This is a genomic window from Streptomyces sp. NPDC102360 (assembly GCF_044766085.1).
Lineage (GTDB): Bacteria > Actinomycetota > Actinomycetes > Streptomycetales > Streptomycetaceae > Streptomyces.
This window is the reverse complement of sequence record NZ_JBIWLG010000003.1, coordinates 407,463-433,059: the sequence shown is the minus strand read 5'-3', so window position 1 is coordinate 433,059 and position 25,597 is coordinate 407,463. Positions and strand designations below refer to the sequence as shown.

Genomic DNA, 25,597 nt, shown 5'->3' with positions numbered 1-25,597 from the left:
GTACGACGTGGAACGTGCGGGGTTGGGTGGACTGTGCGTGAGCGGTGCCCACCGTGGACCGTTATTGGCACTGTGTCAATAACTCGCGTCGCCGTCACCGGGGATCGAGTCCGCCGCCAGGGCCTACGCCGGTGGTGGCCCCAGCATCGGCACCAGGAACTGCCGGGCCACCTCGCGCATCCGCTCGTCGTCGTCCAGGTCGATCACATGACTCGGCACGACCAGGAACGAGGTGCAGACCCGCACCATCATTTCGGCCACCACGTCCACGTCCACCCCGGCGGCGACCTGTCCCGCCCGCTGCTCCTCGCGGAGCCTCCCGGCGACGAACTGCTGCACCACGTACTGCGTGCGGCCCCCGTCGGTGGTCATCGACGGCACCACGGAGTCCGGTTCGACCGCCATGAGGCCGCCGATGAGCCGGTTGTGGCGGATGGTGCGCAGCGAGCTCACGAAGCCCAGGACGACCCGGTCGGCGACCGTGTCCGCGCCCCGGATCTCGCTCGCGAACTGCTCGAAGTAGCGCCGGAACTCGCGCCGTACGACGTGCTCGACCAGCGCCTCCTTCGTGGCGAACCGGCGGTAGACGGTGATCCGGGAGACGCCCGCGAGCCGTGCCACGTCGGCCATCGTGGAGCGTTTGATGCCCATGCGGCAGAACTGCTCGTAGGCGGCGTCGAGCAGTCGGACGGTCACCTCGTCCGTGGCGTCGGCCGTGTCGGCCTCGAGGGCGGATTCGCTGAAGGCCAGCTCGAGCACGTTCGGTTCCACAGGTGCCTCCCTGATTGTGTGCGGCCTCTGGTGTTCATGCCGCGTCTGTGCTCCCCTGTCCTGCAGCTGATACAGAGATGCTCGATGTGTTTCATCGTATCAAGGCAACTGCCGTACCGGCAGGGCGTATTGACGGTCCGACGAGTCACGGAACTCAAGGAGGAGTTCGCAGCGATGGATGGCTTGAGCAGGCGGAACATGTTGCTCGCGGGTGGTGCCCTCGGTGCGTTGGGCGCGCTGGGTGCGGCCTCCCCGGCGAGCGCCAGGTCTCTGTGGACCTGGCCACCGGATGACTCGGTCGCAGGGGCCGGCGCCGGTGTCGACCCCGAGTGGGTCTGGGACGACGAGGTGGACCGGCTCGTCGCCTCGGTCATCGACCGCGGCGACGTACCGAAGGTGAACGGACAACTGCGCACCTGGACCCGCAACGACCAGGCAGCGCCGTCCGGACTCCCGCAGGACGTAAGGGAGTTCATCGACAAGGCGCGCCAACTGCCCTCCTGGGCCGACCGGGAGAAACTGGAGGTGGCGGCCGAGTTCAACAAGACGCGCGGCCTCTACCTCAACCTGCTCAACGGGGTCGGCGGCGGCATGCTCAGCACCGCCATCCCGCGCGAGGCGCGCGCCGTGTACTACTCCAAGGGCGGCGCCGACATGGAGGACCGCGTCGCCAAGACGAGCATGCTCGGCTTCGCCGTCGGTGACCTCAACGCGTACCGCGCCGACGGCGACTGCATCGTGCAGGCCGTCAAGACCCGCATGGTGCACGCGGCGGTACGGCATCTGCTGCCCCAGTCCCCGGCGTGGTCGGAGGTCAGCGGCGGGCAGAAGATTCCGATCAGCCAGGCCGACATCCTCGTCACCTGGCACAGCCTCGCCACGTACGCGATGGGCAAGCTGCTGCAGTGGAAGGTGCCGGTCAGCTCCGCCGAGTCCGCTGCCTATCTGCACCTGTGGCAGGTGACCGTGCACATGCTCGGCGTCCAGGACCAGTACATCCCGAAGACATGGGACGCCGCGAACGCCCAGTCGCAGCAGGTCCTCGACCCGATCCTCACCTCCACGAAGGAAGGCGTCGAACTCACCGACATCCTGCTCGGGCAGCTCGCGGAGCAGACAAGTCCCGGTGGGATCGACCGGCCGCTGTGCAACGCGCTGGCCCGCTACCTCGTCGGTGACCGCGTCGCCGACATGGACCGCATCCCCGAGGAGCCGTTCTGGGAGAAGACGATCGCGACGGTCTGGCCGAAGCTGGTCGCCTTCCGCGAGGGGCTCATCCCGCTGCCGATGGTGCCACCCCTCGCCTGGACGCTCGACGAGGCGATCCGCCAGTACATCCTCCTGTTCCTCACCAAGGGCAAGGGCACAGCGATCGAGATCCCCGACACCAACCGGCCCAGCGCCAGTTGAGGAGACGAGCACCATGGTGAACGGAAACGACGGAACACGCGGGCTCAGCAGGCGGAACATGCTGCTCGGCGGCGGAGCATTAGGCGCCTTCGGTGCCATCGGCCTCGCGTCACCGGCGAGCGCCCGGTCCCTGTGGACCTGGTCACCGACGGCCTCCGTCGCCGGCTCCGGCGCGGGTGTCGACCCCGAGTGGCTGTGGGACGAGCAGGCCGACCCGGTGATCGCCGGAGTCATCAAGCGCGGCGAAGTGGCCAAGGTCAACGACCTGCTCGCCCAGTGGAAGCGCAACGACCAGCCGCTGCCCGACGGACTCCCTGCGGACCTGCGGGAGTTCATGGAGGACGCCCGCAAACTACCGGCTTGGGCCGACCGGGCCAAGCTCGACCGCGGCTCCAAGTTCAGCAAGACCAAGGGTATTTACGTGGGCGCCCTGTACGGCCTCGGCAGCGGCCTCATGAGCACCGCCATCCCCCGTGAGTCGCGCGCCGTGTACTACTCCAAGGGCGGCGCGGACATGAAGGACCGCATCGCCAAGACCGCCCGGCTCGGCTACGACATCGGGGACGTGAACGCCTACAAGCCCGAGGGGTCGATGGTCGTGACCGCGGTCAAGACCCGCATGGTGCACGCGGCGGTGCGACACCTGCTGCCCCAGTCCCCGGCATGGACGCAGGTCAGCGGCGGGCAGAAGATTCCGATCAGCCAGGCCGACATCCTCGTCACCTGGCACAGCCTCGCCACCCTCGTCATGCGCAAGCTGAAGGACTGGGGTGTGCGGATCAGTGCCGCCGACGCGGACGCGTATCTGCATGTGTGGCAGGTGAGTGCCGCCATGCTCGGCGTCCAGGACGAGTACATCCCGAAGACGTGGGACGCCGCCGAGGCCCAGTCGAAGCAGGTGCTCGACCCGATCCTCGCGCACACCAAGGAGGGCGAGGAGCTGACCGACGTCCTCCTCGGCATCGTGGCCGAACTGGACTTGGGGCTCACCCGGCCCCTGATCAGCGCGTTCTCCCGGTATACGCTGGGCGACCGGGTCGGAGACATGATCGGCCTGTCCAAGGAACCGATCCTGGAACCGCTCGTCGCGGGCGCCTGGCCGCTGCTCGTGGCCTTCCGCGAGGGGCTCATCCCCATACCGGGGGTGCCGGCAGTGATGTGGACGTTGGAAGAGGCGATCCGACGGTTCGTGCTCCTGTTCCTGGCCGAGGGGCAGCCGATCGCCATCAATCTTCCGGACATGAACCGGCCGGAGTGAGAGGGAGCATGCGCAGACGACAGTTGCTCGGCTACGTACTGGCGGCACCTACGCTGGTGGCCGCGGCCGAACTCGTACCCGTGAAGGAAGCGGCGGCGGCCGAAGGGGCCGCCGGCGCCCCGTCGTTGGACATCACCGAGGTCATCGACCTCAACGACGCCCTGACCCTGGCGGCGGCGCCGACCGCCGCACTCATCACGGTGCAGGTGAACAAGGACGGCACGGTGTCCTTCGCGCTGCCCCGCGCCGAGGTCGGCCAGGGCATCACCACGTCGACCGCCATGCTGATCGCGGAGGAGATGGACGTGCCCCTCGACCGGGTGCACGTCACACTCGCCGACGCCCGCCCCGAACTCCTCTTCAACCAGCTCACCGGCGCCTCCAACACGACCATCGCCACCTACACCCCGGTGCGGGTGGCGGCGGCCATCGCACGCGGCAGACTCCTCGACGCCGCGGCGCTCGTACTGGACGCGCTCGTCGACGAGTTGAAGATCAAGGCGGGCGTCGTCCTCGGCCCGGCGGGAAAGAGCATCGGCATCGGGGAGCTGACCGAGAAGGCCGCCGCGGCCACGACGCGAAAGGCCACGGCGCGGCTCAAGTCGGCCGACGAGTTCACCGTCATCGGCACGCCCCAGGGCCGCGTCGACGCCCGCGACGCGGTCACCGGCGCCAAGAAGTTCGCCATGGACCTCGCCGTTCCGGACGCGCTGCCCACGATGGTGTGCCGCGCGCCCACCATCAACGGCAAGGTCGGCTCGGTGGCCAACCTCGACGCGGTACGCGCCATGCCCGGTGTCACCGACGCCGTGGTCGTCTGCACCGGCGTCGCCGTGCGGGCCCGCACCTTCGGCCAGTGCATCGACGCCGTACGCGCCCTGGAGGTGTCGTGGCGAGGCGGCACGGCGGAAGGCAAGTCCGACGACACGGTCCTGGCCGAGCTGAAGAGGGCCGAACCCTCCATGGGGCTGCCCTCGTTGAGCCGCACCGTGGAGGAGACCTTCACCTTCCACTTCCGCGGCAACAGCGCACTGGAGCCCAACTGCGCCATTGCCGACGTCCGTTCCGGCAGGGCAGAGATCTGGGGCGGCCTCAAGTCGCCGATCGTCGCGAAGCAGACCATCGCGGCACGGCTCGGCCTCCCGGTCGGCGCCGTCACCGTCCATGTCACCGAGAGCGGCGGCTCCTTCGGCCGCAAGCTGTTCTTCGACGCCGCCCTCGAAGCCGCCGAGATCTCCCAGAAGCTGGGCAAGCCCGTCCGGCTCATGTGGCACCGCGCCGACGACGCACGCCAGGGCCGCGCCCACCCGATGGCCACCTCGCGCGTGCGCGCCGCGTACTCGGGTGACAAGGTGCTCGGCTTCAAGCAGCGGCACACCAGCGTCGCCACGGACCTGACCATGGGCTTCGGCGAGGCCCTCACCTCCGTGGCCGCGAAGCTGCCGGTCGCCGACCTCGCCTTCTCCGAGACCTTCTTCCAGCTGTCGCAGTCCATGCCGTACGAGTTCGGGGCCTACAGCCGGCTCCTCAACGAGACGGACAAGGGCTTCAACACCGGCAGCATGCGCAACGTCTACTCACCCGACGTGACCTGCGCCCGCGAGCTCATCGTGGACCGGCTCGCCGCGAAGATGGGCAAGGACCCGCTCGCGTTCCGCCGGGACTTCCTGCACGACGAGCGGGCCCGCGCGGTCCTCGACAAGGTCGCAGAGGCCGGCCAGTGGGGGCGGAGTCTGCCCGAGGGGGTGGCGCAAGGTGTGGCCGTGCACACCGAGTACCACGCGGCCAACGCGGTCCTCGTCGAGATCGACTGCCGTCCGGAGACGGTGAACCGTCCGATCCGCGACGGTGTCACGGGACCCCGTGTCACCAAGGCGGTCTGCGCGGTCGACGTGGGCCTCGCCGTCAACCCGCGCGGCCTGGAGGCCCAGATGATGGGCTGCCTCATGGACGGCATCGCCCAGACCCTGACCTCCAGCCTGCACCTCAAGGACGGCCACTTCCTGGAAGCGAGCTGGGACAACTACCTCTACACGCGGCAGTGGAACACCCCGCCCGAACTCGACATCATCGTCATGCCGAACACGAGCGAAAAGCCGGGCGGGGCAGGGGAGTTGGGGGTCGCGGCAGCCATGGCGGCGGTGGCGTGCGCGTACGCGAGGGCGACCGGAACGACGCCCACCACGTTCCCGATCAACCACGACACCCTCTCCTTCACCCCCAAGCCGACCGTCCCGCCGGTGCCGCAGTCGCCGACCGACGGCCTCGACCACGCCATCTGACCCACCGCCGAACCAGAAGGAAGAGAACCACGTGCCCAAGCACACTTTTCGCGTCAACGGCGAGCAGGTGACGGTCGATGTGGAGGACGACGTACGGCTGCTGTGGGTGCTGCGCGACATCCTGGGTGTCACGGGGCCGAAGTACGGCTGCGGCATCAACGTCTGCAAGGCCTGCACCAGCCACCTCAACGGCAAGGCCGTCAACCCCTGCTCGATACCCGTCAAGGAGCTGGCCTCCGACGACGAGGTGACGACCATCGAGGGCCTCGCCGACACCGTGGACGCCGACCTGCACCCGATGCAGCAGGCCTGGCTCGACCAGGACGTCGCCCAGTGCGGCTACTGCCAGCCCGGCCAGATCATGGCCGCGGTGGCGGTGGTCCGCCGGTCGAAGGAGGAGGGCCGCGCGATCACCGACGCCGACCTGGACGGCATCCGGAACGTGTGCCGGTGCGGCACGTACTTCCGGATCCGGGAGGCGATCCGGGAGGGCGCGAAGGGGATGTGACGGACCCGGTGGGCGGCGCGCGGCCGCCCACCGAAACGTCAGCCCTCGACCTCGACCCCGGCGGTGTCACCGCTACCCGTGCGCAGCCACACGGCCGTGTCAGCGGGCAGCAACCCGTCATCCGTCAGGGGCCCGCTCGCCAACAGCACGTCACCGGGCGGGAGATGAGCGGGCGGGCCGTCGACGTTCACCACGCACTCCCAGCCGTCGGGGCGGGTGAAGTGCAGCAGCTGCTCCGCCTCTCCCATGCCCGCCTCGCCCGTGTCCGCGACGCCGTCGGCTTCGTCCGCGGCGGGCAGCCCCCACTTGCGGCGGGGTTCGCCCAGTACCTCGCTCCCGGGCGCGCCGGGGCGCAGCAGCTCGCGGCGCAGGCGCAGTGCCGCCCGGTAGAAGGCGAGGTGCGAGTCCGGGTCCCGGTCCTGGGCCGCCACCGACAGGGCGCCGAAGGCCTCCGGCTGCGGCAGCCAGCCGGCCGCGTCCCCGAACCCGTACGACGGGCCATCGGTCTCCCAGGACAGCGGCACCCGGCAGCCGTCCCTGCCCTTGCGGCGGCCGCCGGACTGCCCGTACACCGGGTCCTGAAGGTCCTCGACGCGCAGATCGGCCACCTCGGGCAGGCCCAGTTCCTCACCCTGGTAGATGTAGGCGGAGCCGGGCAGGGCGAGCATCAGCAGTGTGGCCGCGCGGGCGCGGCGCAGGCCGAGTGCGCGGTCGGGTTCGGGGAGGTGGCCGTCGCCGCGCAGCCAGGCCTCCAGGTCGGTGCCGGGCGGCAGGCCGAGGCGCGAGGCGTGCCGCACCACGTCGTGGTTGGACAGCACCCAGGTCGCCGTGGCGCCCACCGAGCCGGCCGCGTGCAGCGATTCCTCGATCACCTTGGCGAGATCGGGAGTGCGCCAAGGGGCGCTCAGGAACTCGAAGTTGAAGGCCTGGTGCAGTTCGTCGGGGCGGGTGTAGAGCACCCTGCGGGAGTTGGTGACCCAGGCCTCGGCCACGGCGACGCGCGGCGGGGTGTAGGAGTCGAGGACGGTGCGCCAGTCACGGTAGATCTCGTGCACCTCGTCGCGGTCCCAGTACGGGTGGGTGCCCGGCGGCATGTCGTCGTGGATGCCCTTGTACTGGGGGCGGCCGATGTCGGCCAGGGGCTCGGCCAGGTCCTTGGCGCAGCCGTGGGCCACGTCGATGCGGAAGCCGTCGACGCCGCGGTCCGACCAGAACCGGAGGGTTTCCCGGAAGTCGGCGCGTACCTCTTCGTGCGCCCAGTTCAGATCGGGCTGTTCGGGGGCGAACAGGTGCAGGTACCACTGCCCGTCGGGCACCTGCTTCCAGGCGTTGCCCGAGAAGCTGGCCTCCCAGTCGGTGGGCGGGAGCGAGCCGTCGGGCCCCGACCCGTCGCGGAAGACGTAGCGCTCGCGGGCCGGCGAGCCCGGCGCGGACGCGAGCGCCTCCTGGAACCAGATGTGCTGATCGGAAGTGTGATTGGGGACGATGTCGACGAACACCTTCAGCCCGAGGTGATGGGCCTCGGTGACCATGGCGTCGAAGTCGTCGAGGGTGCCGAGGCGCGGGTCGACGTCCCGGTAGTCGGCGACGTCGTAGCCGCCGTCCTTCAGCTCCGACGGGTAGAACGGGCTCAGCCAGATCGCGTCCACGCCGAGATCGGCGAGGTGGCCGAGGCGCCCGGTGATTCCGACGAGGTCGCCGATGCCGTCACCGTTGGCGTCGGCGAAGCTGCGCGGATAGATCTGGTAGACGACGGCCTGACGCCACCAGTCGGCGTTCTGCGGGGAGTTGTCGGTGTGCTCGGTCATGCGGGACTCCGTACATTGTCGGGTGGCCGGAAGTGGAGGGGACCGGAAGTGGAGGGGAGTGGGGGTGGGGTCATCCCTTGACCGCGCCGTCGGTCAGACCGGACAGCACGCTGCGGCGGAAGACCAGCACCAGGAGCACGATGGGAACCGTCGCGGCCATGGCTCCGGCGAAGATGGTGCCGAAGGGGATCTCGTAGACACCGGAGAAGAGGGCGATGCCCACCGGCACGGTGCGGAAGTCGTCGGCGGAGTTGAAGGTCAGGGCCATGAGGAATTCGGTCCAGGTGGCGGTGAAGGTGAACACCCCGGCGGTGAACAGGGCGGGTCTGGCCTGCGGGAGGATCACCGACAGGAGCGTGCGGACCGGGGACGCGCCGTCGACCGTCGCCGACTCCTCCAGCTCGTGCGGGATGTCGAGCAGCGAGTTGCGCAGGATCCACACCGCGAAGGGCAGATGGAAGGCGACGTAGGGGATGATCAGTCCCCAGTAGCTGTTGAGCAGATCGAGCCGCCGTTCTACCAGGTAGAGCGGGGTGACCACGGCGATGGTCGGGAACACCGAGATCATCAGCAGTGCCACCATGATGGGGCCGCGGCCGCGCAGCGGCAGCCGGCCCAGGGCGTAGCCCGAGAACAGGCCGAGGCCGAGGACGATGGCGGTGGCGCTGAGGCAGACCACCGCGCTGTTGAGGAGATAGCGGTCGAAGCCGGCAGAGGTCAGCGCCCGCGCGTAATGCGCCCAAGTGGGGTCCTTGGGCAGCACGGTGGGCGGTGACGCGCCCAGCTCGCCCTCCGACTTGAAGGACGTCACCGCCATCCACAGCAGCGGCAGCGAGACCGCGAGGACGAGGACGAACGCCCCGATGTTCACGACGTTCAGCCAGCGGCGCACGCCCGTGGCCTGTCGTCCGCTGCGGCTCATCGGCCCACCCCTCCCTCGTCCACCTGCATCTTGAAGGCCCGCAGGAACAGCAGACAGCCGATGGCGACCAGCGCTCCAGTCGCTGTGGCGATCGCCGCGCCGAGGCCGACGTTGAGGTCCTGGAACAGCGCCTTGTAGCCGAGGATCGCCAGCGACTGGGTGGCCGTGCCGGGGCCGCCCTGGGTGAGGACGAAGGGCAGGTCGAAGATGCCGAAGGCCTGCAGGACACGGAAGAGGACCGCCACCGCGATCACCGGCCGCAGCGCCGGCAGCACCACCAGGCGGAACGTCGTCCAGGCACTCGCCCCGTCCATCTCGGCGGCCTCGTACCGTTCCTGAGGGATCTTCACCAGGCCGGCCAGGATGATCACGGCGACGAACGGGGTCGTCTTCCAGATGTCCGCCACCGCGAGCCCCGCGATCGCCGGCACGGGCTTGCCGAGGATCACCGGCGGTGCGTCCATGACGAGACCGAACAGCCAGGTCACCGCCCCGTACCCGGCGTCGTACAGATACGCCCACAGTTGCGCCGAGACGACGGTGATCAGCGACCACGGGATGAGCAGCAGCGCCAGGATCCAGCCGCGCCCCGCCTCCAGACGCTCAAGGAGCACCGCCACCGCGATACCGAGCACGATCTCCACCGCGACCGTGCCCAGCGTGTAGCCCACGGTGAACACCAGCGCGTCCAGCCAGGCCGAACTGGAGAACATCGTCGCGTAGTTGGCGACCGTCCACTCGTCGACCTCCATGCCTCCGAAGGTGAAGCGGATCTTGGCGAAGCTGGTCACGACGGAGTACAGCACCGGGAAGAGTGTCACCAGACCCACCACGACCAGCGTCGGCGCGGTGAACAGCCATCCGGTACGTGCCTTGCGGCGCCGCAGCCCGCCTTCCCTGACCTCGGTCCCGGAACTCCGCACCGTCGGTGTCGTGTCCGGCCGGGTACGCACCGGGGCCGTCACAGCGACTCCCCGGCGAGCGCGGCGGTCAGCTGGTCCTGCGCGTCGGCGACCGCACGGGCCACCGGCACACCGGTGAGCACCCGGTTCGCGTGCGTGTAGATCGCTTTGCTCACCTGCGGATACGAAGGATTGCGGGTCGGGCGCGCGACGAGAGTCATCTCCGGCGCCAGGGCGTAGACGGGGTTCTTCGAGCCGCGGATCCACCGGCTGTTGAGCGCCTCGCGGGTCGTGGGCAGTTGCGCGCCGTGCTCGGCCAGGACCATCTGACCCTCCTGGGCGATGAACTTGGCGAAGGCCGCGGCCGCGCCCAGCTTGCGGGAGTGCGGGTTGAGGTAGTTGCACCAGCCGCCCAGGCAGCCGAGTCCGCCCTCGCGCCCCTCGAAGCCGGGACGCAGCGCGGCACCGACCTTCCCGGCGACGGAGGAGGAGTCCGGGTTGGCGACCACGCCCCACGCGTACGGCCAGTTGCGCAGGAACAGCGAGCGGCCCGCGGAGAAGTCGTCGATCGTGTTCTGCTCGATGAACGTGGCCACCGCGGACGGCGAGACACGGCTGGTCACCAGGTCCCGCATCAGGCCCAGGGCCCGCTCGGCGGCAGGTCCCGCGAAGGTGGCGCGGCTGCCGTCGGCGGAGAGCGCCTGGCCCCCGGCGTCCGCGAGGATCTCGGTGACGTTGCAGGTCATCCCCTCGTAGACATTGCCCTGCCAGACGAAGCCGTGCCGGATGTCCCCCGCCCGCTGGACCTTCTGCGCGGTACGCATCAACTCCTCCCAGGTGCGCGGTACTCGCAGCCCGTGCTTGTGCAGCAGATCGCGCCGGTAGTAGAGGTACGGCTGGTCCTGGTACAGCGGGAAGGCGTACCGGTGACCCTGATAACCGAGCGAGGTGAGCAGGGCCTTGGGATAACGCTGCCACTCCTCCTCGTCCAGCAGTGACTCCACCGGAAGCGCGAAGGAGGCGGCGCCGAACTGGGCGGCCCAGGTGATGTCTCCCTGGTAGACGTCGGGACTCGCGCTGCCCGCCGCCAACTGCGTGGACAGTGCCGAGCGTTGGGTGTCGGTACTGGCCGGCGCCTTGATGATGTTCACCGAGATCTGCGGGTACCGCTCACGGAAAGCGCTGATCAGGCGGGGTGCCAGATCACCGCCGTCCTTGGCGGCCACCGAGCTGTACCACCAGTCGATGGTCGTCTTGTGGCGTGGCACCTGCTGCGCCTCGGCCGGATCCGGGGGAGTGGCGGAAGCCCGGGAACAGGACGAGACGAGCGGGGCAGCGGCGGCGGCACCGGCAGCGATACCCAAGGAGGACAAGGTTCTTCTACGGCTCAATGTCATGGGGAGGTGCTCCTGCCGAAGGGGCGGCTGACCCATCGCTGACAACTTCCTGAGAACGCTTGCACGCTAGGCAGCACCGTCCGGTGAGGTCAATGGGTCTGCACAGCACGGAGCCCGAGACAACGTTTTCACGCTCCTGTCGAAGCGCGTCGAGGACGTGTTACGTTCCCGCCATGCCGATACCCGACCAGCGATACCCGACCATGGCGGATGTGGCCGAGCGGGCCGGGGTGTCGGTCTCCACCGTCTCGCGCACCCTGCGCGGCATGTCCACCGTCTCTCCCGAGGCGCGCCGCCGCGTCGAACAGGCCGCCAGGGACCTGGAGTTCGTCGTGTCCCGGCAGGCGTCCTCACTGGTCACGGGGCGCACGGGAAACGTCGCCGTGCTGGCGCCCACGCTCTCCTCCTGGTTCGTGGGGTGTGTGCTTCAGGGCCTGAGCACACAGTTGAGCGGCGCCGGCCTCGACCTGTTGATCTACCCCGTCGCCGAACTGGCCGAGCGGGAGGCCTTCTTCGAGCGGCTCCCGGCCCGGCGCAACGCCGACGCGCTGATGGTGCTCAGCTTCGACCTCACCGAGGAGGAGACGGCACGCCTCGACGGCCTCGGCATGCCGGTCGTGTACGTCAGCCGCAAGGTCGAGGGCCGGCCGAGCGTGTACGTGGACGACGTCGCCGGTGGCAGCGCTGCCACGCGACACCTGCTGAACCTCGGTCACCGTCGCATCGCCTACCTCTGCGGAAGCCGCAGCGCCGGCTTCACCTACAGCTCGCGGCAGCGCAGGACCGGCTGCCTCCAGGCCCTGGAAGCGGCCGGGACGGAACCCGCCCTCGTCCGCGAGGTGCCGCGCGGGCGGCGCGAGACACTGGAAGCCATCGGTGACATGACGAGTCTGTCCGACCCGCCCACCGCGGTCTTCGCCGAGACCGACGAACTCGCGCTGGAACTCCTCACCGCCCTGCGCGAGGCCCGTATCGAGGTCCCCGAACAGCTCTCCGTGGTGGGCTTCGACGACCACCCGGTGGCGGAGTGGGCCCGCCTGACCACCGTCGCGCAGGACCCGGTGAGCCTCGGCACGGTGGCCGGCGGCCTGGTCACCGACCTGATCGCGGACCCGGAGGCCGATCCCGCCCCGCACCGGGAGATGCCGCTGCGGCTGATCCCGCGGGCGTCGACGGTGCGGCCCGGGGGCTGACGCCGCACCACGGCCACGGGACCGGCTCGTTCAGCCCGCCGCGCCGTCGAGCAGCCGGCTGTAGCGCAGCCGCAGCGCCCGCTCCGTGCTGGCCGCCGCCGTGGCGATGCCGACCGCGACGTTGCCCCACTTCGACAGGTCTACGGGGGAGTGGAAGCGGCCGGTGTGCTCGGCGACGGCGGGAGGCGCCGTGAGCTGTTCGACGAGTTGCGGCACGAGGACGGCCACCGCGGCGAGGAGGACGAGTACCGAGAGGGCCGCGACGCAGCGGCTCAGCGTGGGGTGCGCCCGGTCGAGGCGCGCCCGGCGTCCCTCGGCCGAGGCCGGATCCGGGGCGAGTTGGTACTCGGCCCCGTCATGGGTGACGTAGTGGCAGCGCCTGAGTCCGAAACCGCTCATCCGTACCTCTACGACGCCGCCGGGGACGGGCAGGACGGCGGGAAGCCGGCACTGCGAGTGGAGTCTGCCGGAGAGGTAGAGGCGGGCTTTGACGTTGCCGGACGACTGGTTCTGGCCGTGCCTGACGTCGACGGAGTACACCTCAAGGTGGCCGTCGGGGTGTGTCAGGCGCAGATGGAACAGTGCCCGGAACGGTAGCTGCCACCAACGGAACCGCTTCAGCGGACGGCCGTCACCCGGCTCCACGCGCCGCAGCGCCCGGCGCCGCTGCCATTCCCCGATCATGTGCGCGCCCCCGTCACTTGGCCGGCTCCGCCGCACACGCGAGGTCCCGCGACGGGCGCTGACCGATCGTCAGGAACGCGGTCACCGTGTCGTTCGCGCATGTGTTGCGGCCGAACAGATGGACACCGTGCCCGCCCTGATCGGCCGTCACCATCGTGGCCCGTATACCGAAGGCCGCACGCAGCTTCCTTGCCCCGGCCGGCGGCGTACCGGGATCCCGCTCGTCCTGCGCCATGAAGACGTTCCGGTCGCCGCGCTCGGGGAACAGCGTCGTTTGGACCGCGCCGAGGTGTGTGCCGTAGGAGTGGCCGAGGTAGGACGGCATCGGCGCGCCCAGTGCCGTTCACCGGTGTGCTGCGGCCGACGCTGCGGGGGTCGAAGCCGATCACGGCGTAGGAGTCGAGTACACCCTGCGGCAGCGATGGCGCGAGCAGGGCCGGGTAGTCGAGCCCCTCGCCACCGGGACCGCCAGGGTTGAGGAACAGGACGCCACGACGCTCGGAGGGCTTCTCGTTGGAGGGCTTCTCGCTTGCCAGGCGGGAGATGGCGGTCTCGATCTGCCGACCCTCCGGTTCGCCGTAATCGAGAGGGGCTTGGAGCGTCGAGCATTCGAGGCAGGGCGACGAGTCCTGCTTCTGCGGGCAGGCGCCCCAGCGGGCCGCTCTCGCCGGGGTGTCCGGCGTCGCCGCCGACGCTCCGGTCGTCGTCGCGGTCGCCGCGGTCGCCGCGACCGCGCGGATGGCGAGGGCGAGGGACAGGGGCGTTCTGCGCATCTGCTTTCCTCCTGCGGGGTGGCCTGGGAGCGCCCGGCGGTTCCGGCCGGCACGGCGTGTGATCGACTCTGGCCGCCCGGTGCGGCCCGCACATCGACCCGGCGGCCCGGACCGTCTTCGACCTGGGTCATAGGCGCACCCGCCTCAGGTCGGACGCACCGGCCGGATCCCCTCGCGATAATTGCCGGGTGAACACGGACAACGCGCCACGCCCCGGAGCGTGGCAGCAGACCTGGCGGCTGCTGGCGGCCGCGGCCGTGGGCGGTGTCGCCTGGCTCTACACCGGCGTGGCGGTGCACTGGCAGGGTGACGGGACGGGGGCCTGGTTCCTCGTCGGCGATCCGCTGGTGGCGCTCGGATGCCTGGCGGTGCTGCTGTGGCGGCGGCGCTTCCCTGTCGCCGTCGCCCTTACGGTCGTGGCCGCCGGGACCGTCTCGGCGGCTGCCACCGGGGCGGTGCTGTGGGCGCTGGGCTCGATCGCCACCCGCCGCCGCCCGCTGGAGACCGGGGCAGTCGTACTCGCCTACGTGACCGGGGCGCAGTTCACCGGCCGGGTCTACCCGGTCCGGACGCCGGAGGGCTCGTGGTGGCTCCAGATCGTGCTCCCGGCGCTGGCCGCGGGCATCGCCGTGGCCGTGGGCATGGCCATCGGCGCGCGGCGCGTCGAAGTACGGTCCCTGCGGGACCAGGCGCACAGCATGGAGCGGGAACACGCCGCCCGCGTGGCACAGGTGCGGGCAGTGGAGCGCAACCGGATCGCCCGCGAGATGCACGACGTCCTCGCACACCGGATCTCCCTGGTCGCCATGCAGGCCGGAGCCCTTGACCACCGTGGCGATCTGCCGGCGCAGGAGAACCGCACGCTGGTCCGCGGCATCGCCGACGGCTCCCGACAGGCACTCGAAGAACTACGTGACGTGCTCGGGGTGCTCCGCGCCGACCCGGCGGGACCGGAACCACCGCAGCCCTCCCTCGACCGGATCCCGGACCTCGTGGCCGAAGCCCGCTCGTCCGGAGTGGACGTCGACTGCACCGCCACTGTGACGGGCGACCCGCCCGACGCACTGGGGCGCACCTGCTACCGCTTCGTCCAAGAAGGACTCACCAACGCCGCGAAACACGCTCCGGGCTCCCGTGTGCACATCACGCTGGACGGCACGGCCGGCGACACACTGCACGTCAGCGTCCGCAACTCCCGGGCCACCACGGCGGTCGCACCACCACCGCGCTCGGGATACGGGCTGCTCGGACTCGGCGAACGCATCACCCTCGCCGGGGGCGAACTCGACCACCACCCCACGGCCGACGACGGCTACGTCCTCACGGCTCGCCTACCCTGGCCGAACGCGAAGCAGCACAACGAAAGAGGGCATGAGTGACCAGCCGGCAGGAGTCAGTGCGCGTCCTCATCGTCGACGACGAGGAACTCGTCCGGATGGCACTGCGGCTCGTGATCGACGGTGAACCCGACCTGACCGTCGTCGCGGAGGCGGCCGACGGCGACAGCGCGCTCGCGGCCGCCGCGGAACTGCGGCCGGACGTCGTGCTGATGGACGTACGGATGCCGGGACGCGACGGCCTCAGCACGACCCGGGAACTGCTCGGCCGACCGACACCCCCGAAGGTGCTCATGCTGACCACCTTCGACTCCGACGAGCTGGTGCTCGGCGCGCTGCGCTCGGGCGCCCTCGGATTCGTCCTCAAGGACACCAGGCCGGCACAGCTCGTCGACGCGGTGCGCACCGTCGCGGACGGCCAACCCGTGCTGTCCCCCGCGGCCACGGCACGGGTCATCGCGGCGGCCACCGCACCGGACTCAGCCCACTCCCGCGACACCTCACGCGAGGCGGCACGCAAACGGCTGTCGCTGCTGACCGCGCGCGAACTCGACACCGCCAGGGCCATCGCGGACGGGCTTGGCAACCCCGAGATCGCCGAGCGGCTGCGCATCAGCGTCGGTACCGTCAAGGCGCACATCGGTGGCCTGTTCGCCAAGTTGGGGGTCGAGAACCGGGTACAGATCGCCCTCCTGGTCCGCGACTCGGAGCATTGACGGGCCGATTCTTCTTGGCGGGCTGGTCGCCGTAGTCCAGGACGATGACGACCTCGGGTCGGCTCCCGAACACATAGCCGTTGCGGCGCATCAACGTGATGAAGGCCGGCACGCCGACGAGCGCGGTGATGACACCGAGGGGCAGCTCGCGAGGGGCGGCCAGGGTGCGGGAGACCAGGTCGACCCAGACCATGAAAACGGCCCCGGCGAGTGGCGCGACGGTCAGCAACCGGGCGTGGGTGGCACCGACCACCCTGCGCACCAGGTGCGGCAGCACCAGGCCGACGAAGGCGATGGCGCCGCTGGCCGCGACCAGCACGTACACGAGGACGGACGCGGCCGGCGCGCCGAGGAACGCCACCGCCGGCACCGCGTAGATGCCGAGCGCGGCGAGCCCGCCTGTGAACGTGACGGTGACCGCTCCGACCGGGGCCCCGGACGAGACGAGAGGATCGCAGGGAAACCCCCGCCGCCCGGTGTAGGAAACTCCACCCCGCCGACGGGCACTGCGCCCAATGCGCCCGCACCTGTCGCTCCATAGCGTCGTGACCGGGGCACAAGCGGTGCCCCACGTGATGACGTGGAGGTGCCGACGATGTTCGGACGTACGAGTCGTGCGCGCAGGAAGGCCCGGCCGGCACGGAGCCCGGAGGCACTGCGGCTCGACCGGGTGCGCAAGGTGTACGGGACGGACGACGCCGCGGTGACCGCGCTGGACGAGGTGTCGCTGAGCCTGCCCGCCGGGAGTTTCACCGCGGTCATGGGACCGTCCGGCTCCGGCAAGTCGACGTTGCTGCAATGCGCGGCCGGGCTCGACCGGCCGGACGGCGGGATCGTCGCGGTCGACGGTGAAGAGCTGACCGGCGGCAACGAAGCGGCGCTCACGAAGTTCCGGCGCACACGGATCGGGTTCGTGTTCCAGCAGTACAACCTCCTGGACACCCTCACCGTGGAGCAGAACACGACCCTGCCGCTGCGACTCGCCGGGCGGCGGGTCGACCGGCCGCGGGTCCGGGAGATGCTGCGGCAGGTGGGGCTCGCGGACCGTCTCGCCCACCGTCCCGCCGAACTGTCCGGCGGCCAGCGACAGCGCGTCGCGATCGCCCGCGCGCTGGTCGCCGAACCGGCCGTGGTCTTCGCCGACGAGCCGACCGGCGCGCTCGACACCCGCAGCGCGCGGGAGGTCCTCACCCTGCTGCGGGAGGCGGCGCGGCTGCACGGCCGCACCGTCGTCATGGTCACGCACGACCCGGTGGCCGCCTCGTACGCCGACACGGTGCTGTTCCTCGCGGACGGCCGGCTCGTCGGGCGTCTCGACGCGCCGAGCGTGGACGCCGTCGCCGAACGGCTCGCGCATCTCGGGGACCGTCCGACGGCGACCGCCACCGCCACGGCCAACGCCGCGCCCCACACCAAGATGGAGGTGTGAGCGCATGTTCTCCCTGGCCCTGCGCTCCGTGCGACACCGCCCCGGACGGTTCGCCGCGACACTGCTGTCCGCGTTCCTCGGCGCGGTGATCGTCATGTCCTTCGACTCGCTCTACGACACCGCCGCCCAGGCCGGCGTCGACGACACCAGCGCCACGACCCTGACCACGTCCGCGAGCGTCGTCGGCGGATACGGCACGCTCCTGGTGTTCTTCGCGATCGCCTCCACGCTGACCGTGAACGTACGGCAGCGCGCCGTGGAACTGTCCCTGCTCCGCAGCTGCGGAGCGACGCCCGCGCAGATCAAGCGCATGGTCGTCGGCGAGGCGGCCGTGATCGGGGTCGTCGCATCGCTGCTCGCCATCGGGCCCGCGGTGCTCGGCGGGCGTGCGCTGGTGGGTGCCTTCCAGGACACCGAACAGGTCGCGCACGGTGTCGATCCGGTGTTCGGGACGGTCGCGGTGGGCAGCGGCGCCGCGGTGACGGTGTTGGCGTCGGCCGGTGCCGCGTTCCTCGCGGTGCGCCGCGCCACCCGGCAGCAGGCCGGCGAGCGACGACCGCGCGGACGCCTGCGGACCGTCGGCGGGACGGCGGCGTTCGTGCTCGGTGTCTGCTCGGCGAGCGCCACCTTCGCGTTCGACACGACCGATCCGGCGCTGATGGCGCTCCCCGCGTACGGCTCGATTCTGCTCTCCATCGGCTTCGCCGCGTTCGCCCCCGCGCTGCTGCGCACCGCGCTCGCGGTGCTCACCTGGCCGCTCATCTCGCTGACCGGCGCGAGCGGGTACTTGACGGTCCACAACCTGCGACAGCGAGCCGGGGACCTTTCCGCCGTGCTGATGCCGCTGATCCTGTTCATCGGTGTGGCGACGGCGACGCTTTCCATGCAGGCCGTGGAGAACGACGCGGTCGCGGCCTCCGGTCTGGCGCGCACCGTCGACGACAAGAACCTCGCGTCCCTCAACCTGATCGTCGTCGGTGTCATCGTCGTCTTCGCCTGCATCATGCTGATCAACAGCCTGTACGCGGCGACCGTTCACCGGCGCCGCGAGTTCGGCGGTCAGCGGCTCGCGGGCGCGACCCCGGGCCAGGTCCTCACGATGGTCGGCGCGGAGAGCGCGGTCCTGACGGTCACCGGCGTGGTGGCGGGGACGGTCGCGGCGATCGCCGGGCTCGTGCCGTACACCGTGGTGCGCGCCGACGGAGTGCTGCCGGGGCAGGCGCCGTGGATCTGGCTGGCCACGGTGGCCGTCGCCGTCGCGGCGACGTTCGGCACCGGTCTCGCCACGACACGGCGGGTGCTGCGGGCCCCGGCGGTGGAGGCGGTGGCCGTTGCCGCCTGAAGCGCCGGGGGCGGCCCGGCATAATCGGAGCGGCACGGGCCTACGGGGCGGCGGACGGATCACCGACATGCACGGCATACGGATCGAACGGATCAAACGGGTCGAGCGGATCAAACGGATCAAGGCAGCGGCGCTGGCCGGGGCTCGTGGCCTCGCGCTGTCCCTGCTGTCGCTCGCCGGTTCCCTCACCCTGCTGGTGACGTGCATCGTCTCGATCGTCTGCGTCGTGGTCGGAGTCGGCCTGTTCACCACCCCGGCGCTGCTGCGGCTCGTCCGCTCCCACGTCGACGTGCGGCGCACACTGGCGGAGCGCTGGTGCGGTGTGACGATCCCGCGGGCCGCGTACCGGCCCCGGCCCCGGCCCGGCGACCGGCTGCCCGGTCCGCTCGGGCAGCCGGACGCGTGTCTGCGGATGCTGCGCGACCCGGCGACCTGGCGGGACCTGCGCTGGCTGGCCGCCGACATGACCGCCGGCTTCGGCACCGCGCTGCTGCCCGCCGCGCTCGTCGCTTACCCGATCGAGGGCTACGCGCTCGCGGCGGGGCTCTGGCGCGTACTCGGCGGGGGAGCGTGGTGGTACGGCTTCGTCCCGGTCAGTGGTCAGGGCACCGCACTGGCCGCCGCCGTACTCGCCACCCTCATCGCCTGCGCCGCCTACTACGCGGCGGAGCCGTTGCTCCGCGTCCACTTCACGCTCACCCGACGGCTGCTCGCCCCGCGCGGCGCCGAACTGCGGCACCGCGTCGAGGAATTGGCCCGGACCCGGCACGACGCCGTCGACGCCTCCGCCGCCGAACTGCGCCGCATCGAACGCGATCTGCACGACGGCGCGCAAGCCCGACTCGTCGCCATGGGCATGCACCTCGGCACCGTCGACGCACTCATGGAAAGCGACCCGGCGACCGCCCGTGCGCTGCTCGCCCGGGCCCGCGCCGACTCCGTCCGGGCGCTGGAGGAACTGCGCGAGCTCGTCCGCGGCATCTACCCGCCGGTCCTCGCGGAGCGCGGCCTCGCCGACGCCGTCCGCGCGCTGGCCCTGCGGATGCCCGTGCCCGTGGATCCCCGGACCGAGCTGCCCGGCCGCCCCGAGGCCGCCGTCGAATCCGCCGCCTACTTCGCGACGAGCGAGGCGCTGACGAACGCCGCCAAGCACGCCGCCGCGACCCGCGTCCTCCTCCAACTCACCCACCGGCACGGCGTCCTGCGCATCGACGTCACCGACGACGGCCGCGGCGGCGCCGACCCCGAAGGCTCAGGTCTGCGCGGCATCGCACGCCGCCTCGACGCCTTCGACGGCACCCTCACCGTGCACAGCCCCGAGGGCGGCCCCACCAGCGTCACGATGGAGATCCCGTGCCGACTGCTCCCGCCCGGTAGCGTGGCGTGAGCCGATTGCCGAGATCCCCACGGGAGCCAGCGTGCGCGTAGTGATCGCCGAAGACCTCTTCCTGCTGCGCGACGGACTCGTCCGCATGCTGGAGGCGTTCGGCTTCGAGGTGCTCGCGGCGGTGGACAACGGACCCGACCTCGCCCGCGCGCTCGAGGAGCCGAGCCTTGAGGTCGCCGTCGTCGACGTCCGGCTCCCGCCGACCCAGACCGACGAGGGCCTGCGGTGCGCCCTCGCCGCCCGCCGCGCCCGCCCCGGCCTGCCGATCCTGGTCCTCTCCCAGCACGTCGAGCAGCTGTACGCGCGCGAACTCCTGGCCGACGGCAAGGGCGGCACCGGCTACCTGCTCAAGGACCGCGTGTTCGATGCCGCGCAGTTCGTCGACGCCGTACGCCGCGTGGCCGCGGGCGGCACCGCGATGGACCCCGAGGTCATCTCCCAGCTCCTGGCCCGCAGTTCCACCCGCGACCGCGCTGTGAACCGCCTCACGCCCCGGGAGACCGAAGTCCTGGAACTGATGGCCCAGGGCCGCTCCAACGCCGCCATCGCCGAGAAACTCGTCGTCACGGAACGCGCGGTGTCCAAGCACACCGCCAACATCTTCCAAAGGCTGGAGCTCACCGTGTCGGACGACGACAACCGGCGAGTGCTTGCGGTGCTGGCGTATCTGGACCGGGGGTGACGGCTCCTCAAGTCCGCGCTCAGTGACGCGAACCGGACCGGTCGGCCGTGGGCCGTCGGCCCAGTGGGCGCCTACGGAGACATCTCCATGACAGCCCCCTTGCCGGAAAGCCGTTTTGGGCGCGTCATGGCCGTCGGCCTCATCACCGAACCCGCCGCCCCACCCCCTACACCTACATCGCCGTGGGGCTCGGGCGCGGCGTACGTCGCCCTGCTCGCCTGCAACGAGATGCAGGTCGGCATCGTCGGGCGGGAGAGGGTCTGCACAGCACGGCCCGCGCCGCCGACGGCATCGTGGAAGCTCTCGAACTGCCCACCCACCACGCGCTGTTCCATGCCGTGCAGGGGCACCCCGAGGACACCGCCCACGAAGACCCGGCGCAGCAGCAGATCTTCGACGCGCTGGTGGAGACGTCAGGAACCCGCTGACGGGTCGGCGAGCGCGACGTCCCCCGACACGGTGAACACCGCGCCCAATGCGCAGCCGACAACGACGCCCACTCCGTGGTTGTTGTCGATCAGGCACAAAACGATGCCGCTCACGGGCACGAGCAGGGCCAGTCGACGCACGGTGTGCAGGGGGCCGCGCAGCGCGTACGCGGTGGCCAGCGCGCCGACGAGACCGCACACGGCGACGGAGTCACCCGCTCCCCGTGGGCTCCAGCCCGCCATGCTCACGACCTGCGCCGCCACCCCGCTCACCACGTAGACACCCAGCATGCGGACGGCGCCGAACGCCCGCTCGGCGATCGGCGCGACCACTGCCAGGGCGGCCAGGTTGAACACGACCTGGAACCAGCCCGAGGACTGCACCAGCAAGGCGGTGACCGCCCGCCACCACGGCCCGCCCGGGACCCGCTCAAGATGGTCGACCAGCGAGGGAACGACGCTCTGCACGACGGCGAGGGCCACCATTACGGCCACCAGCAGCACGGCGGCCGGCGGCACCGGCCGATGCCAGATCCGGCGCGGCGTGGGCGGACCGTCCGTACCCGTCGACGCCGAGGTCACGGCCGCCAGGATCTGGATGCCGGGCACGATGACGGCCACCGCGCAGCAGTAGAGGAGGACGGTTCGCAGAGCCACGACCGGCATTCTGTCAGGCAACCGGACGCCGCCGGGGCGGAATTGGTGATCACGCCCTGAGGCGGCGACCGCTGCGCCTCGCCCTCGGCCTCGCCCTCGCCTTCGTCGGTGAGGCTGAGCGGCGCGAGCCGGCCGTCCTCGGGATGGCCGGCCCGCCGCACGAAACCCGCGGCTCCAGCCTGCGGACGACGCCCGTGAGCGTCCCCTTGGAGATCCCGGCCTCCTCCGCCACGCGCCGGGTCTCTGACTCGCCCCACACCCAGACCACCCACAGCACCACGAAGGCGGTCCAGGTCAGCTCGGACTCGCGCAGCACCGAGTTTTCGAGGTGCTGCCGCACGACCGCGGCGGCACGGTGGACATTGGCCACCACCGCCATCTGCTCGCGGCGGACCGGCAGCCCACCGAGCTTCGCCTCTGCCGGCTTCTCGGCCGTGCCGAGGGAACGTTCGCCGGGCAGGCTCACGTGCACATGCCCGTCCCCACGTCGGTCCCGAGCCGCACCGCATCGGGTGGACAGTCATGGGCCAAGTCCTTCGCGTCGTGCCCGCGGGGCCGACCGCTGGATGCCGATGGACGTGAGAGGCACACCCCTTGGAGGTCACCGCATGTCAGCGAAACTCCCGCAGATCACCGCCCTCGTCATCGACGCCGAGGACCCCGAGCGGCTGGCCGCGTTCTGGTCCGAGGTGCTGGGGCGGCCCATCGAGAGCCGGACGGGACCGTACATCTGGCTGCGCCGCACGGACGGCCTCGTGTTTGGGTTCCAGCGGAATCCGACGCCCACGCCCGGCAAGGACCGCATGCACGTCGACCTCACCTCGCCCGACCTGGCCGCCGAGCAACAGCGGATCGAGGCGCTCGGTGGGCGGAGGCTCACGGAGTACGACGAGGGCGGGTTCCTGGTGATGGCGGATCCGGAGGGCAACGAGTTCTGCATCCTGCCCGAAGGGTCCGTTGACATGGACGACGACGGGCGCGCCCACTACCTGGAGTGATCCGGCTCGTCGGCGTGTTCCCCCGGTTCGCGGGCGGCAGGGAGCGCAGTCTCCGGCGCCGTACTGTCCGGCAGCGCCGTCGCCGTCTCGTACCGCCGGGCCCCGAACCGGTACACCAACAGGAGCACCGCGAAGAACGGCAGGCCCGCCTTCCAGGAGTCGTCCAGGCCATCGATGAACACGGTGGAGACCAGGATCGCCGCGAGGACGAGGGCCGCCGCGACCGTGGTGAAGGGTGCGCCGCGCAGCCGGGCCGGTGCGGCGGGCAGGCCGTGCCGGGTGCGGTGGCGGCGGAAGGCCAAGTGCGTGGCCAGGATGAGGATCCACACCACCAGCGCGCCGAACACCGAGATGCCGAAGAGCAGGATGTACGCCGTGTCCTCGGAGTGCACCGAGAGGAGTGCGGCCGCGCCCAGGCCGATGCCGGAGACGGCGAGCGCCCGGTGCGGGACGCCTCGCGTGCCGACCCGTGCGAACACATGCGGCGCGTGCCGGTCCACCGCCAGGGAATGGATCATGCGGGTGGCCAGGTAGGTGTTGGCGTTGGCACTGGAGAGGGCCGCGGTGAGGACGACGAAGTTCATGATGCCGGCCGCTGCCGGGATGCCCGCGACGTCGAAGAGCTGCACGAAGGGGCTCGCCGTGACGTCGCCGCCCTTCGCGGTGCGCGTCCACGGCACGACGGTGACGACGACCGCCATGGCCAGGACGTAGAAGAGCGCGAGGCGGACGACCATCCGCCGGGCCGCGCGAGGGATGTCGCGCACCGGATTCTCGGACTCGGCCGCGGTCACCGCGATGATCTCCGTGCCGATGTAGCTGAAGATCACGAAGACGAAGGCGGTGGCGAGGCCGCTCATGCCGTGCGGCAGCAGTCCGCCGTGGCCGGAAAGGTTCGAGGTGCCGACCGCCGGGTGTCCCGGCAGGCCGAGGAACACGTACGCGCAGCCGAGCAGGACGAAGACACCGATCGCGGTGATCTTGATGGTGGAGAACCAGTACTCCAGGCGGCCGAACACCCCGACGCTCAGCGCGTTCGCCGCGAGGAGCAGCAGCGAGAACGCCACCACCGGGAGCCAGAGGGGGAGTTGAGGCCACCAGAAGCGGATATAGATACCGGCTGCGATCACCTCGCCGCCGATCGCGATCACCTGGATCGTCCAGTACGTCCAGCGGATCACGAACCCCGCCGGCGGGCCCAGATAGTGCCGCGCGATGCTGCCGAAGGAGCCGGCCGCCGGGTGCACGGATGTCATCTCGGCGAGCGCCCAGCCGATCACCAGGGCAATCAGGGCGCACACCACGTACGCGATCACCGTGGCCGGGCCCGCGGCCGAGATGGCGAGGCTCGAACCGAGGAACAGGCCGGTGCCGATGGCGCCGCCGAGCCCCATCATGCTGAGCTGACGCCCGGTCAGGGACCGTTTGAGGCCGTGGTCCTGCGGTGGTGCCGAGTCGTTGCGGGGCTCGTCGGGCATGTCACTCGCTCCGTGGTGGGTGCGGTGTTCCTGGACGTGCTGGTGCTACTTGGCGCGGATCTCGCCGAGCGCGGCGATCAGCGCGTCGACGTCGGAGAGGGTGTTGTAGTAGTGGAATGAGACGCGGAGCAGGGTGCCGCGCGGGCTGGTGACGATGCGGCGTTCGCCGAGCGCGGCGGCCAGCGCGTCGGGGGCCGGGTCGGTGATGGCCACCTGGGGTCCGCGCAGTTCGGGGTCGGCGGGTGAGGCCAGGGTCTCGCCGGCCTCGGTGAGGCGCTGGTGTGCGTACGCGGTGAGCTCGCGGATGTGCGCCTCGATGTCCTCGGCGTCGACCTCCGCCAGCGTGCGAAGCCCGGCAGCGGCGGCGTACGCGGAAGGAATCGACGGCGTGCCGGTCTCGAAGCGCCGCGCGGTGTCAGGGAAGTCGAGTGAACGGGGGTCGAAACCGAAGGGGTCCACCCGCCCGAACCACCCGGTGAGCTGCGGCGCCACCTCGTCGCGCACACCGCCCCGCACATACAGGAAGGCGATGCCGGGCACGCCCAGCAGATACTTCAGCGCGCCGCACACCAGGTAGTCGCAGTCCAACTCCCGTACGTCGACGGGGAGTACGCCGAGGCCCTGATACGCGTCGACGAACACCCGCGCGCCCGCGGCCCGCGCCGCCCGCACGGTCTCGGCGACCGGCAGCCGGACGCCGTTGCGGTACGAGACGAGAGGGATGGAGACGAGGTTGGTGGACTCGTCGATCGCGGCCGTGTACCCGGCGGCGGGGACGATCCCGTCCTCGTCCGGCACGTGCCGCACCTGGGCGCCCCGCCCGCCCTGCGCCAGCCACACATGCGCGATGGACGGGAACTCCATGTCCGTCGTGACAAGGCCCGGACGGCGCGACCAGTCCAGCGTGGACGCCACCTGGTACGCCCCCTCGGAGGCACAGCTCACCACCGCGATCTCGTCCGTGGCGGCGCCGATGTGCGCGGCGAACGCGGCCCGAGCCGCGTCGACCTGCACCATCCACTCGCCCCAGGGCGCGCCGTGGCTGCGCATGGACCACTGGAACTCCTGGAGCGCCGTCAGCATGTGCTCCGAGGCCGCTCCCTGGCTGCAACTGGCCAGGTGGACCGTGTCCTTGAGGGACGGGAAGCGGGCGCGGAAGCGTTCGGGGGTGTCCAGGGTGTCGATCGGCACGGGTGACTCGCATTCAATCCCGGTGAACGTGTTCAGTGCGGGTG

Annotated in this window: 24 protein-coding genes and 2 pseudogenes; 14 read left to right on the top strand and 12 right to left on the bottom strand. The window is 70.9% G+C overall.

Going from position 1 to position 25,597, the window contains the following annotated elements; genetic code table 11:
- Positions 1 to 123 precede the first annotated feature (123 nt).
- Entirely contained in the window at positions 124 to 771 is a 648-nt protein-coding gene (locus ACIRHA_RS16335; protein ID WP_403845512.1) for a TetR/AcrR family transcriptional regulator, read from the bottom strand.
- A gap of 174 nt (positions 772 to 945) precedes the next feature.
- Between ACIRHA_RS16335 and ACIRHA_RS16330 the strand changes: the two genes are divergently transcribed.
- From ACIRHA_RS16330 to ACIRHA_RS16315, 4 genes are read left to right on the top strand one after another with little or no spacing between them, the layout of a single operon-like run.
- On the top strand, positions 946 to 2,181 hold the full coding sequence (locus ACIRHA_RS16330; protein ID WP_403845509.1) for an oxygenase MpaB family protein: 1,236 nt from the start codon (positions 946 to 948) through the stop codon (positions 2,179 to 2,181).
- A gap of 13 nt (positions 2,182 to 2,194) precedes the next feature.
- Positions 2,195 to 3,439 (top strand): oxygenase MpaB family protein, encoded by a 1,245-nt coding sequence (locus ACIRHA_RS16325; protein ID WP_403845506.1) that lies wholly within the window; start codon positions 2,195 to 2,197, stop codon positions 3,437 to 3,439.
- A gap of 8 nt (positions 3,440 to 3,447) precedes the next feature.
- The gene (locus ACIRHA_RS16320; protein WP_403845503.1) at positions 3,448 to 5,721 is read left to right on the top strand and encodes a molybdopterin cofactor-binding domain-containing protein; all 2,274 of its coding nucleotides are present in this window, start codon (positions 3,448 to 3,450) and stop codon (positions 5,719 to 5,721) included.
- A 31-nt stretch (positions 5,722 to 5,752) separates the two neighbouring features.
- Positions 5,753 to 6,229 carry a (2Fe-2S)-binding protein gene (locus ACIRHA_RS16315; protein ID WP_403845501.1) on the top strand — a complete coding sequence of 159 codons (477 nt, stop codon included), beginning with the start codon at positions 5,753 to 5,755 and terminating at the stop codon, positions 6,227 to 6,229.
- A gap of 38 nt (positions 6,230 to 6,267) precedes the next feature.
- On the opposite strand, the gene ACIRHA_RS16310 is transcribed toward ACIRHA_RS16315, so the two are convergent.
- The 4 genes from ACIRHA_RS16310 to ACIRHA_RS16295 form a co-directional block, all read right to left on the bottom strand.
- On the bottom strand, positions 6,268 to 8,037 hold the full coding sequence (locus ACIRHA_RS16310; RefSeq protein ID WP_403845498.1) for a glycoside hydrolase family 13 protein: 1,770 nt from the start codon (positions 8,035 to 8,037) through the stop codon (positions 6,268 to 6,270).
- Positions 8,038 to 8,107: 70 nt separating this feature from the next.
- A complete protein-coding gene (locus tag ACIRHA_RS16305) occupies positions 8,108 to 8,959 on the bottom strand; it encodes a carbohydrate ABC transporter permease (RefSeq protein WP_403845495.1) in 852 nt (283 codons plus the stop codon).
- Positions 8,956 to 9,924, bottom strand: coding sequence for a carbohydrate ABC transporter permease (locus ACIRHA_RS16300; protein ID WP_403845492.1), 969 nt, complete (start codon positions 9,922 to 9,924; stop codon positions 8,956 to 8,958). Before ACIRHA_RS16300 ends, ACIRHA_RS16305 begins: the two co-directional genes overlap by 4 nt.
- Entirely contained in the window at positions 9,921 to 11,129 is a 1,209-nt protein-coding gene (locus ACIRHA_RS16295) for an extracellular solute-binding protein (RefSeq protein ID WP_403845489.1), read from the bottom strand. The genes ACIRHA_RS16300 and ACIRHA_RS16295 overlap by 4 nt, the downstream gene beginning before the upstream one ends.
- 302 nt (positions 11,130 to 11,431) lie before the next feature.
- On the opposite strand from ACIRHA_RS16295, the gene ACIRHA_RS16290 reads away from it, so the two are divergent.
- The gene (locus ACIRHA_RS16290) at positions 11,432 to 12,451 is read left to right on the top strand and encodes a LacI family DNA-binding transcriptional regulator (protein ID WP_403845487.1); all 1,020 of its coding nucleotides are present in this window, start codon (positions 11,432 to 11,434) and stop codon (positions 12,449 to 12,451) included.
- 30 nt (positions 12,452 to 12,481) lie between these two features.
- On the opposite strand, the gene ACIRHA_RS16285 is transcribed toward ACIRHA_RS16290, so the two are convergent.
- Positions 12,482 to 13,135, bottom strand: coding sequence for a hypothetical protein (locus ACIRHA_RS16285; protein ID WP_403845485.1), 654 nt, complete (start codon positions 13,133 to 13,135; stop codon positions 12,482 to 12,484).
- Positions 13,136 to 13,148: 13 nt separating this feature from the next.
- Positions 13,149 to 13,908, bottom strand: a pseudogene (locus tag ACIRHA_RS16280) (alpha/beta hydrolase).
- A gap of 188 nt (positions 13,909 to 14,096) precedes the next feature.
- On the opposite strand from ACIRHA_RS16280, the gene ACIRHA_RS16275 reads away from it, so the two are divergent.
- Together ACIRHA_RS16275 and ACIRHA_RS16270 are read left to right on the top strand one after the other, a co-directional pair.
- Positions 14,097 to 15,287, top strand: coding sequence for a sensor histidine kinase (locus tag ACIRHA_RS16275; protein WP_403845482.1), 1,191 nt, complete (start codon positions 14,097 to 14,099; stop codon positions 15,285 to 15,287).
- Entirely contained in the window at positions 15,284 to 15,961 is a 678-nt protein-coding gene (locus tag ACIRHA_RS16270; RefSeq protein WP_403845479.1) for a response regulator, read from the top strand. Before ACIRHA_RS16275 ends, ACIRHA_RS16270 begins: the two co-directional genes overlap by 4 nt.
- Here the strand turns inward: ACIRHA_RS16270 and ACIRHA_RS16265 are convergent.
- Positions 15,873 to 16,241, bottom strand: coding sequence for an iron chelate uptake ABC transporter family permease subunit (locus ACIRHA_RS16265; RefSeq protein ID WP_403846480.1), 369 nt, complete (start codon positions 16,239 to 16,241; stop codon positions 15,873 to 15,875). The two genes, ACIRHA_RS16270 and ACIRHA_RS16265, sit on opposite strands and share 89 nt — an antisense overlap.
- Here ACIRHA_RS16265 and ACIRHA_RS16260 point away from each other — a divergent pair.
- The 6 genes from ACIRHA_RS16260 (at position 16,153) to ACIRHA_RS16235 (ending at position 21,229) form a co-directional block, all read left to right on the top strand.
- Positions 16,153 to 16,338 (top strand): hypothetical protein, encoded by a 186-nt coding sequence (locus ACIRHA_RS16260; protein WP_403846534.1) that lies wholly within the window; start codon positions 16,153 to 16,155, stop codon positions 16,336 to 16,338. The two genes, ACIRHA_RS16265 and ACIRHA_RS16260, sit on opposite strands and share 89 nt — an antisense overlap.
- A 218-nt stretch (positions 16,339 to 16,556) precedes the next feature.
- The gene (locus tag ACIRHA_RS16255) at positions 16,557 to 17,390 is read left to right on the top strand and encodes an ABC transporter ATP-binding protein (protein WP_403845476.1); all 834 of its coding nucleotides are present in this window, start codon (positions 16,557 to 16,559) and stop codon (positions 17,388 to 17,390) included.
- 4 nt (positions 17,391 to 17,394) lie between these two features.
- The gene (locus ACIRHA_RS16250; RefSeq protein WP_403845474.1) at positions 17,395 to 18,732 is read left to right on the top strand and encodes an FtsX-like permease family protein; all 1,338 of its coding nucleotides are present in this window, start codon (positions 17,395 to 17,397) and stop codon (positions 18,730 to 18,732) included.
- Between the two features lie 67 nt (positions 18,733 to 18,799).
- The gene (locus ACIRHA_RS16245) at positions 18,800 to 20,119 is read left to right on the top strand and encodes a sensor domain-containing protein (RefSeq protein WP_403845471.1); all 1,320 of its coding nucleotides are present in this window, start codon (positions 18,800 to 18,802) and stop codon (positions 20,117 to 20,119) included.
- Positions 20,120 to 20,150: 31 nt separating this feature from the next.
- On the top strand, positions 20,151 to 20,801 hold the full coding sequence (locus ACIRHA_RS16240; protein ID WP_403845469.1) for a LuxR C-terminal-related transcriptional regulator: 651 nt from the start codon (positions 20,151 to 20,153) through the stop codon (positions 20,799 to 20,801).
- 47 nt (positions 20,802 to 20,848) lie between these two features.
- Complete coding sequence (locus tag ACIRHA_RS16235) at positions 20,849 to 21,229, top strand: gamma-glutamyl-gamma-aminobutyrate hydrolase family protein (protein ID WP_403845466.1); 381 nt, start codon at positions 20,849 to 20,851, stop codon at positions 21,227 to 21,229.
- Here the strand turns inward: ACIRHA_RS16235 and ACIRHA_RS16230 are convergent.
- Positions 21,215 to 21,886, bottom strand: a complete 672-nt coding sequence (locus ACIRHA_RS16230; RefSeq protein ID WP_403845463.1) for a rhomboid family intramembrane serine protease — start codon at positions 21,884 to 21,886, stop codon at positions 21,215 to 21,217. The two genes, ACIRHA_RS16235 and ACIRHA_RS16230, sit on opposite strands and share 15 nt — an antisense overlap.
- A 95-nt stretch (positions 21,887 to 21,981) precedes the next feature.
- Positions 21,982 to 22,346 (bottom strand): annotated as a pseudogene (locus ACIRHA_RS16225) (MarR family winged helix-turn-helix transcriptional regulator); the annotation flags it as partial.
- A gap of 148 nt (positions 22,347 to 22,494) precedes the next feature.
- On the opposite strand from ACIRHA_RS16225, the gene ACIRHA_RS16220 reads away from it, so the two are divergent.
- Positions 22,495 to 22,884, top strand: a complete 390-nt coding sequence (locus ACIRHA_RS16220) for a VOC family protein (RefSeq protein ID WP_403845460.1) — start codon at positions 22,495 to 22,497, stop codon at positions 22,882 to 22,884.
- Here ACIRHA_RS16220 and ACIRHA_RS16215 read toward each other — a convergent pair.
- Together ACIRHA_RS16215 and ACIRHA_RS16210 are read right to left on the bottom strand one after the other, a co-directional pair.
- Positions 22,872 to 24,362, bottom strand: coding sequence for an amino acid permease (locus tag ACIRHA_RS16215; protein WP_403845457.1), 1,491 nt, complete (start codon positions 24,360 to 24,362; stop codon positions 22,872 to 22,874). The genes ACIRHA_RS16220 and ACIRHA_RS16215 overlap by 13 nt on opposite strands.
- A 45-nt stretch (positions 24,363 to 24,407) precedes the next feature.
- Positions 24,408 to 25,553: an aminotransferase class V-fold PLP-dependent enzyme gene (locus tag ACIRHA_RS16210; protein ID WP_403845454.1), complete on the bottom strand. Its 1,146-nt coding sequence runs from the start codon at positions 25,551 to 25,553 to the stop codon at positions 24,408 to 24,410.
- Positions 25,554 to 25,597: the final 44 nt, after the last annotated feature.

Bases quoted from the DNA above. Each gene is read 5' to 3' on its own strand.
- ACIRHA_RS16330 (WP_403845509.1), top strand. From the start codon at position 946: ATGGATGGCTTGAGCAGGCGGAACATGTTGCTCGCGGGTGGTGCCCTC.
- ACIRHA_RS16325 (WP_403845506.1), top strand. From the start codon at position 2,195: ATGGTGAACGGAAACGACGGAACACGCGGGCTCAGCAGGCGGAACATG.
- ACIRHA_RS16320 (WP_403845503.1), top strand. From the start codon at position 3,448: ATGCGCAGACGACAGTTGCTCGGCTACGTACTGGCGGCACCTACGCTG.
- ACIRHA_RS16310 (WP_403845498.1), bottom strand. From the start codon at position 8,037: ATGACCGAGCACACCGACAACTCCCCGCAGAACGCCGACTGGTGGCGT.
- ACIRHA_RS16305 (WP_403845495.1), bottom strand. From the start codon at position 8,959: ATGAGCCGCAGCGGACGACAGGCCACGGGCGTGCGCCGCTGGCTGAAC.
- ACIRHA_RS16290 (WP_403845487.1), top strand. From the start codon at position 11,432: ATGCCGATACCCGACCAGCGATACCCGACCATGGCGGATGTGGCCGAG.
- ACIRHA_RS16285 (WP_403845485.1), bottom strand. From the start codon at position 13,135: ATGATCGGGGAATGGCAGCGGCGCCGGGCGCTGCGGCGCGTGGAGCCG.
- ACIRHA_RS16260 (WP_403846534.1), top strand. From the start codon at position 16,153: ATGAAAACGGCCCCGGCGAGTGGCGCGACGGTCAGCAACCGGGCGTGG.
- ACIRHA_RS16255 (WP_403845476.1), top strand. From the start codon at position 16,557: ATGTTCGGACGTACGAGTCGTGCGCGCAGGAAGGCCCGGCCGGCACGG.
- ACIRHA_RS16250 (WP_403845474.1), top strand. From the start codon at position 17,395: ATGTTCTCCCTGGCCCTGCGCTCCGTGCGACACCGCCCCGGACGGTTC.
- ACIRHA_RS16245 (WP_403845471.1), top strand. From the start codon at position 18,800: ATGCACGGCATACGGATCGAACGGATCAAACGGGTCGAGCGGATCAAA.
- ACIRHA_RS16220 (WP_403845460.1), top strand. From the start codon at position 22,495: ATGTCAGCGAAACTCCCGCAGATCACCGCCCTCGTCATCGACGCCGAG.
- ACIRHA_RS16215 (WP_403845457.1), bottom strand. From the start codon at position 24,362: ATGCCCGACGAGCCCCGCAACGACTCGGCACCACCGCAGGACCACGGC.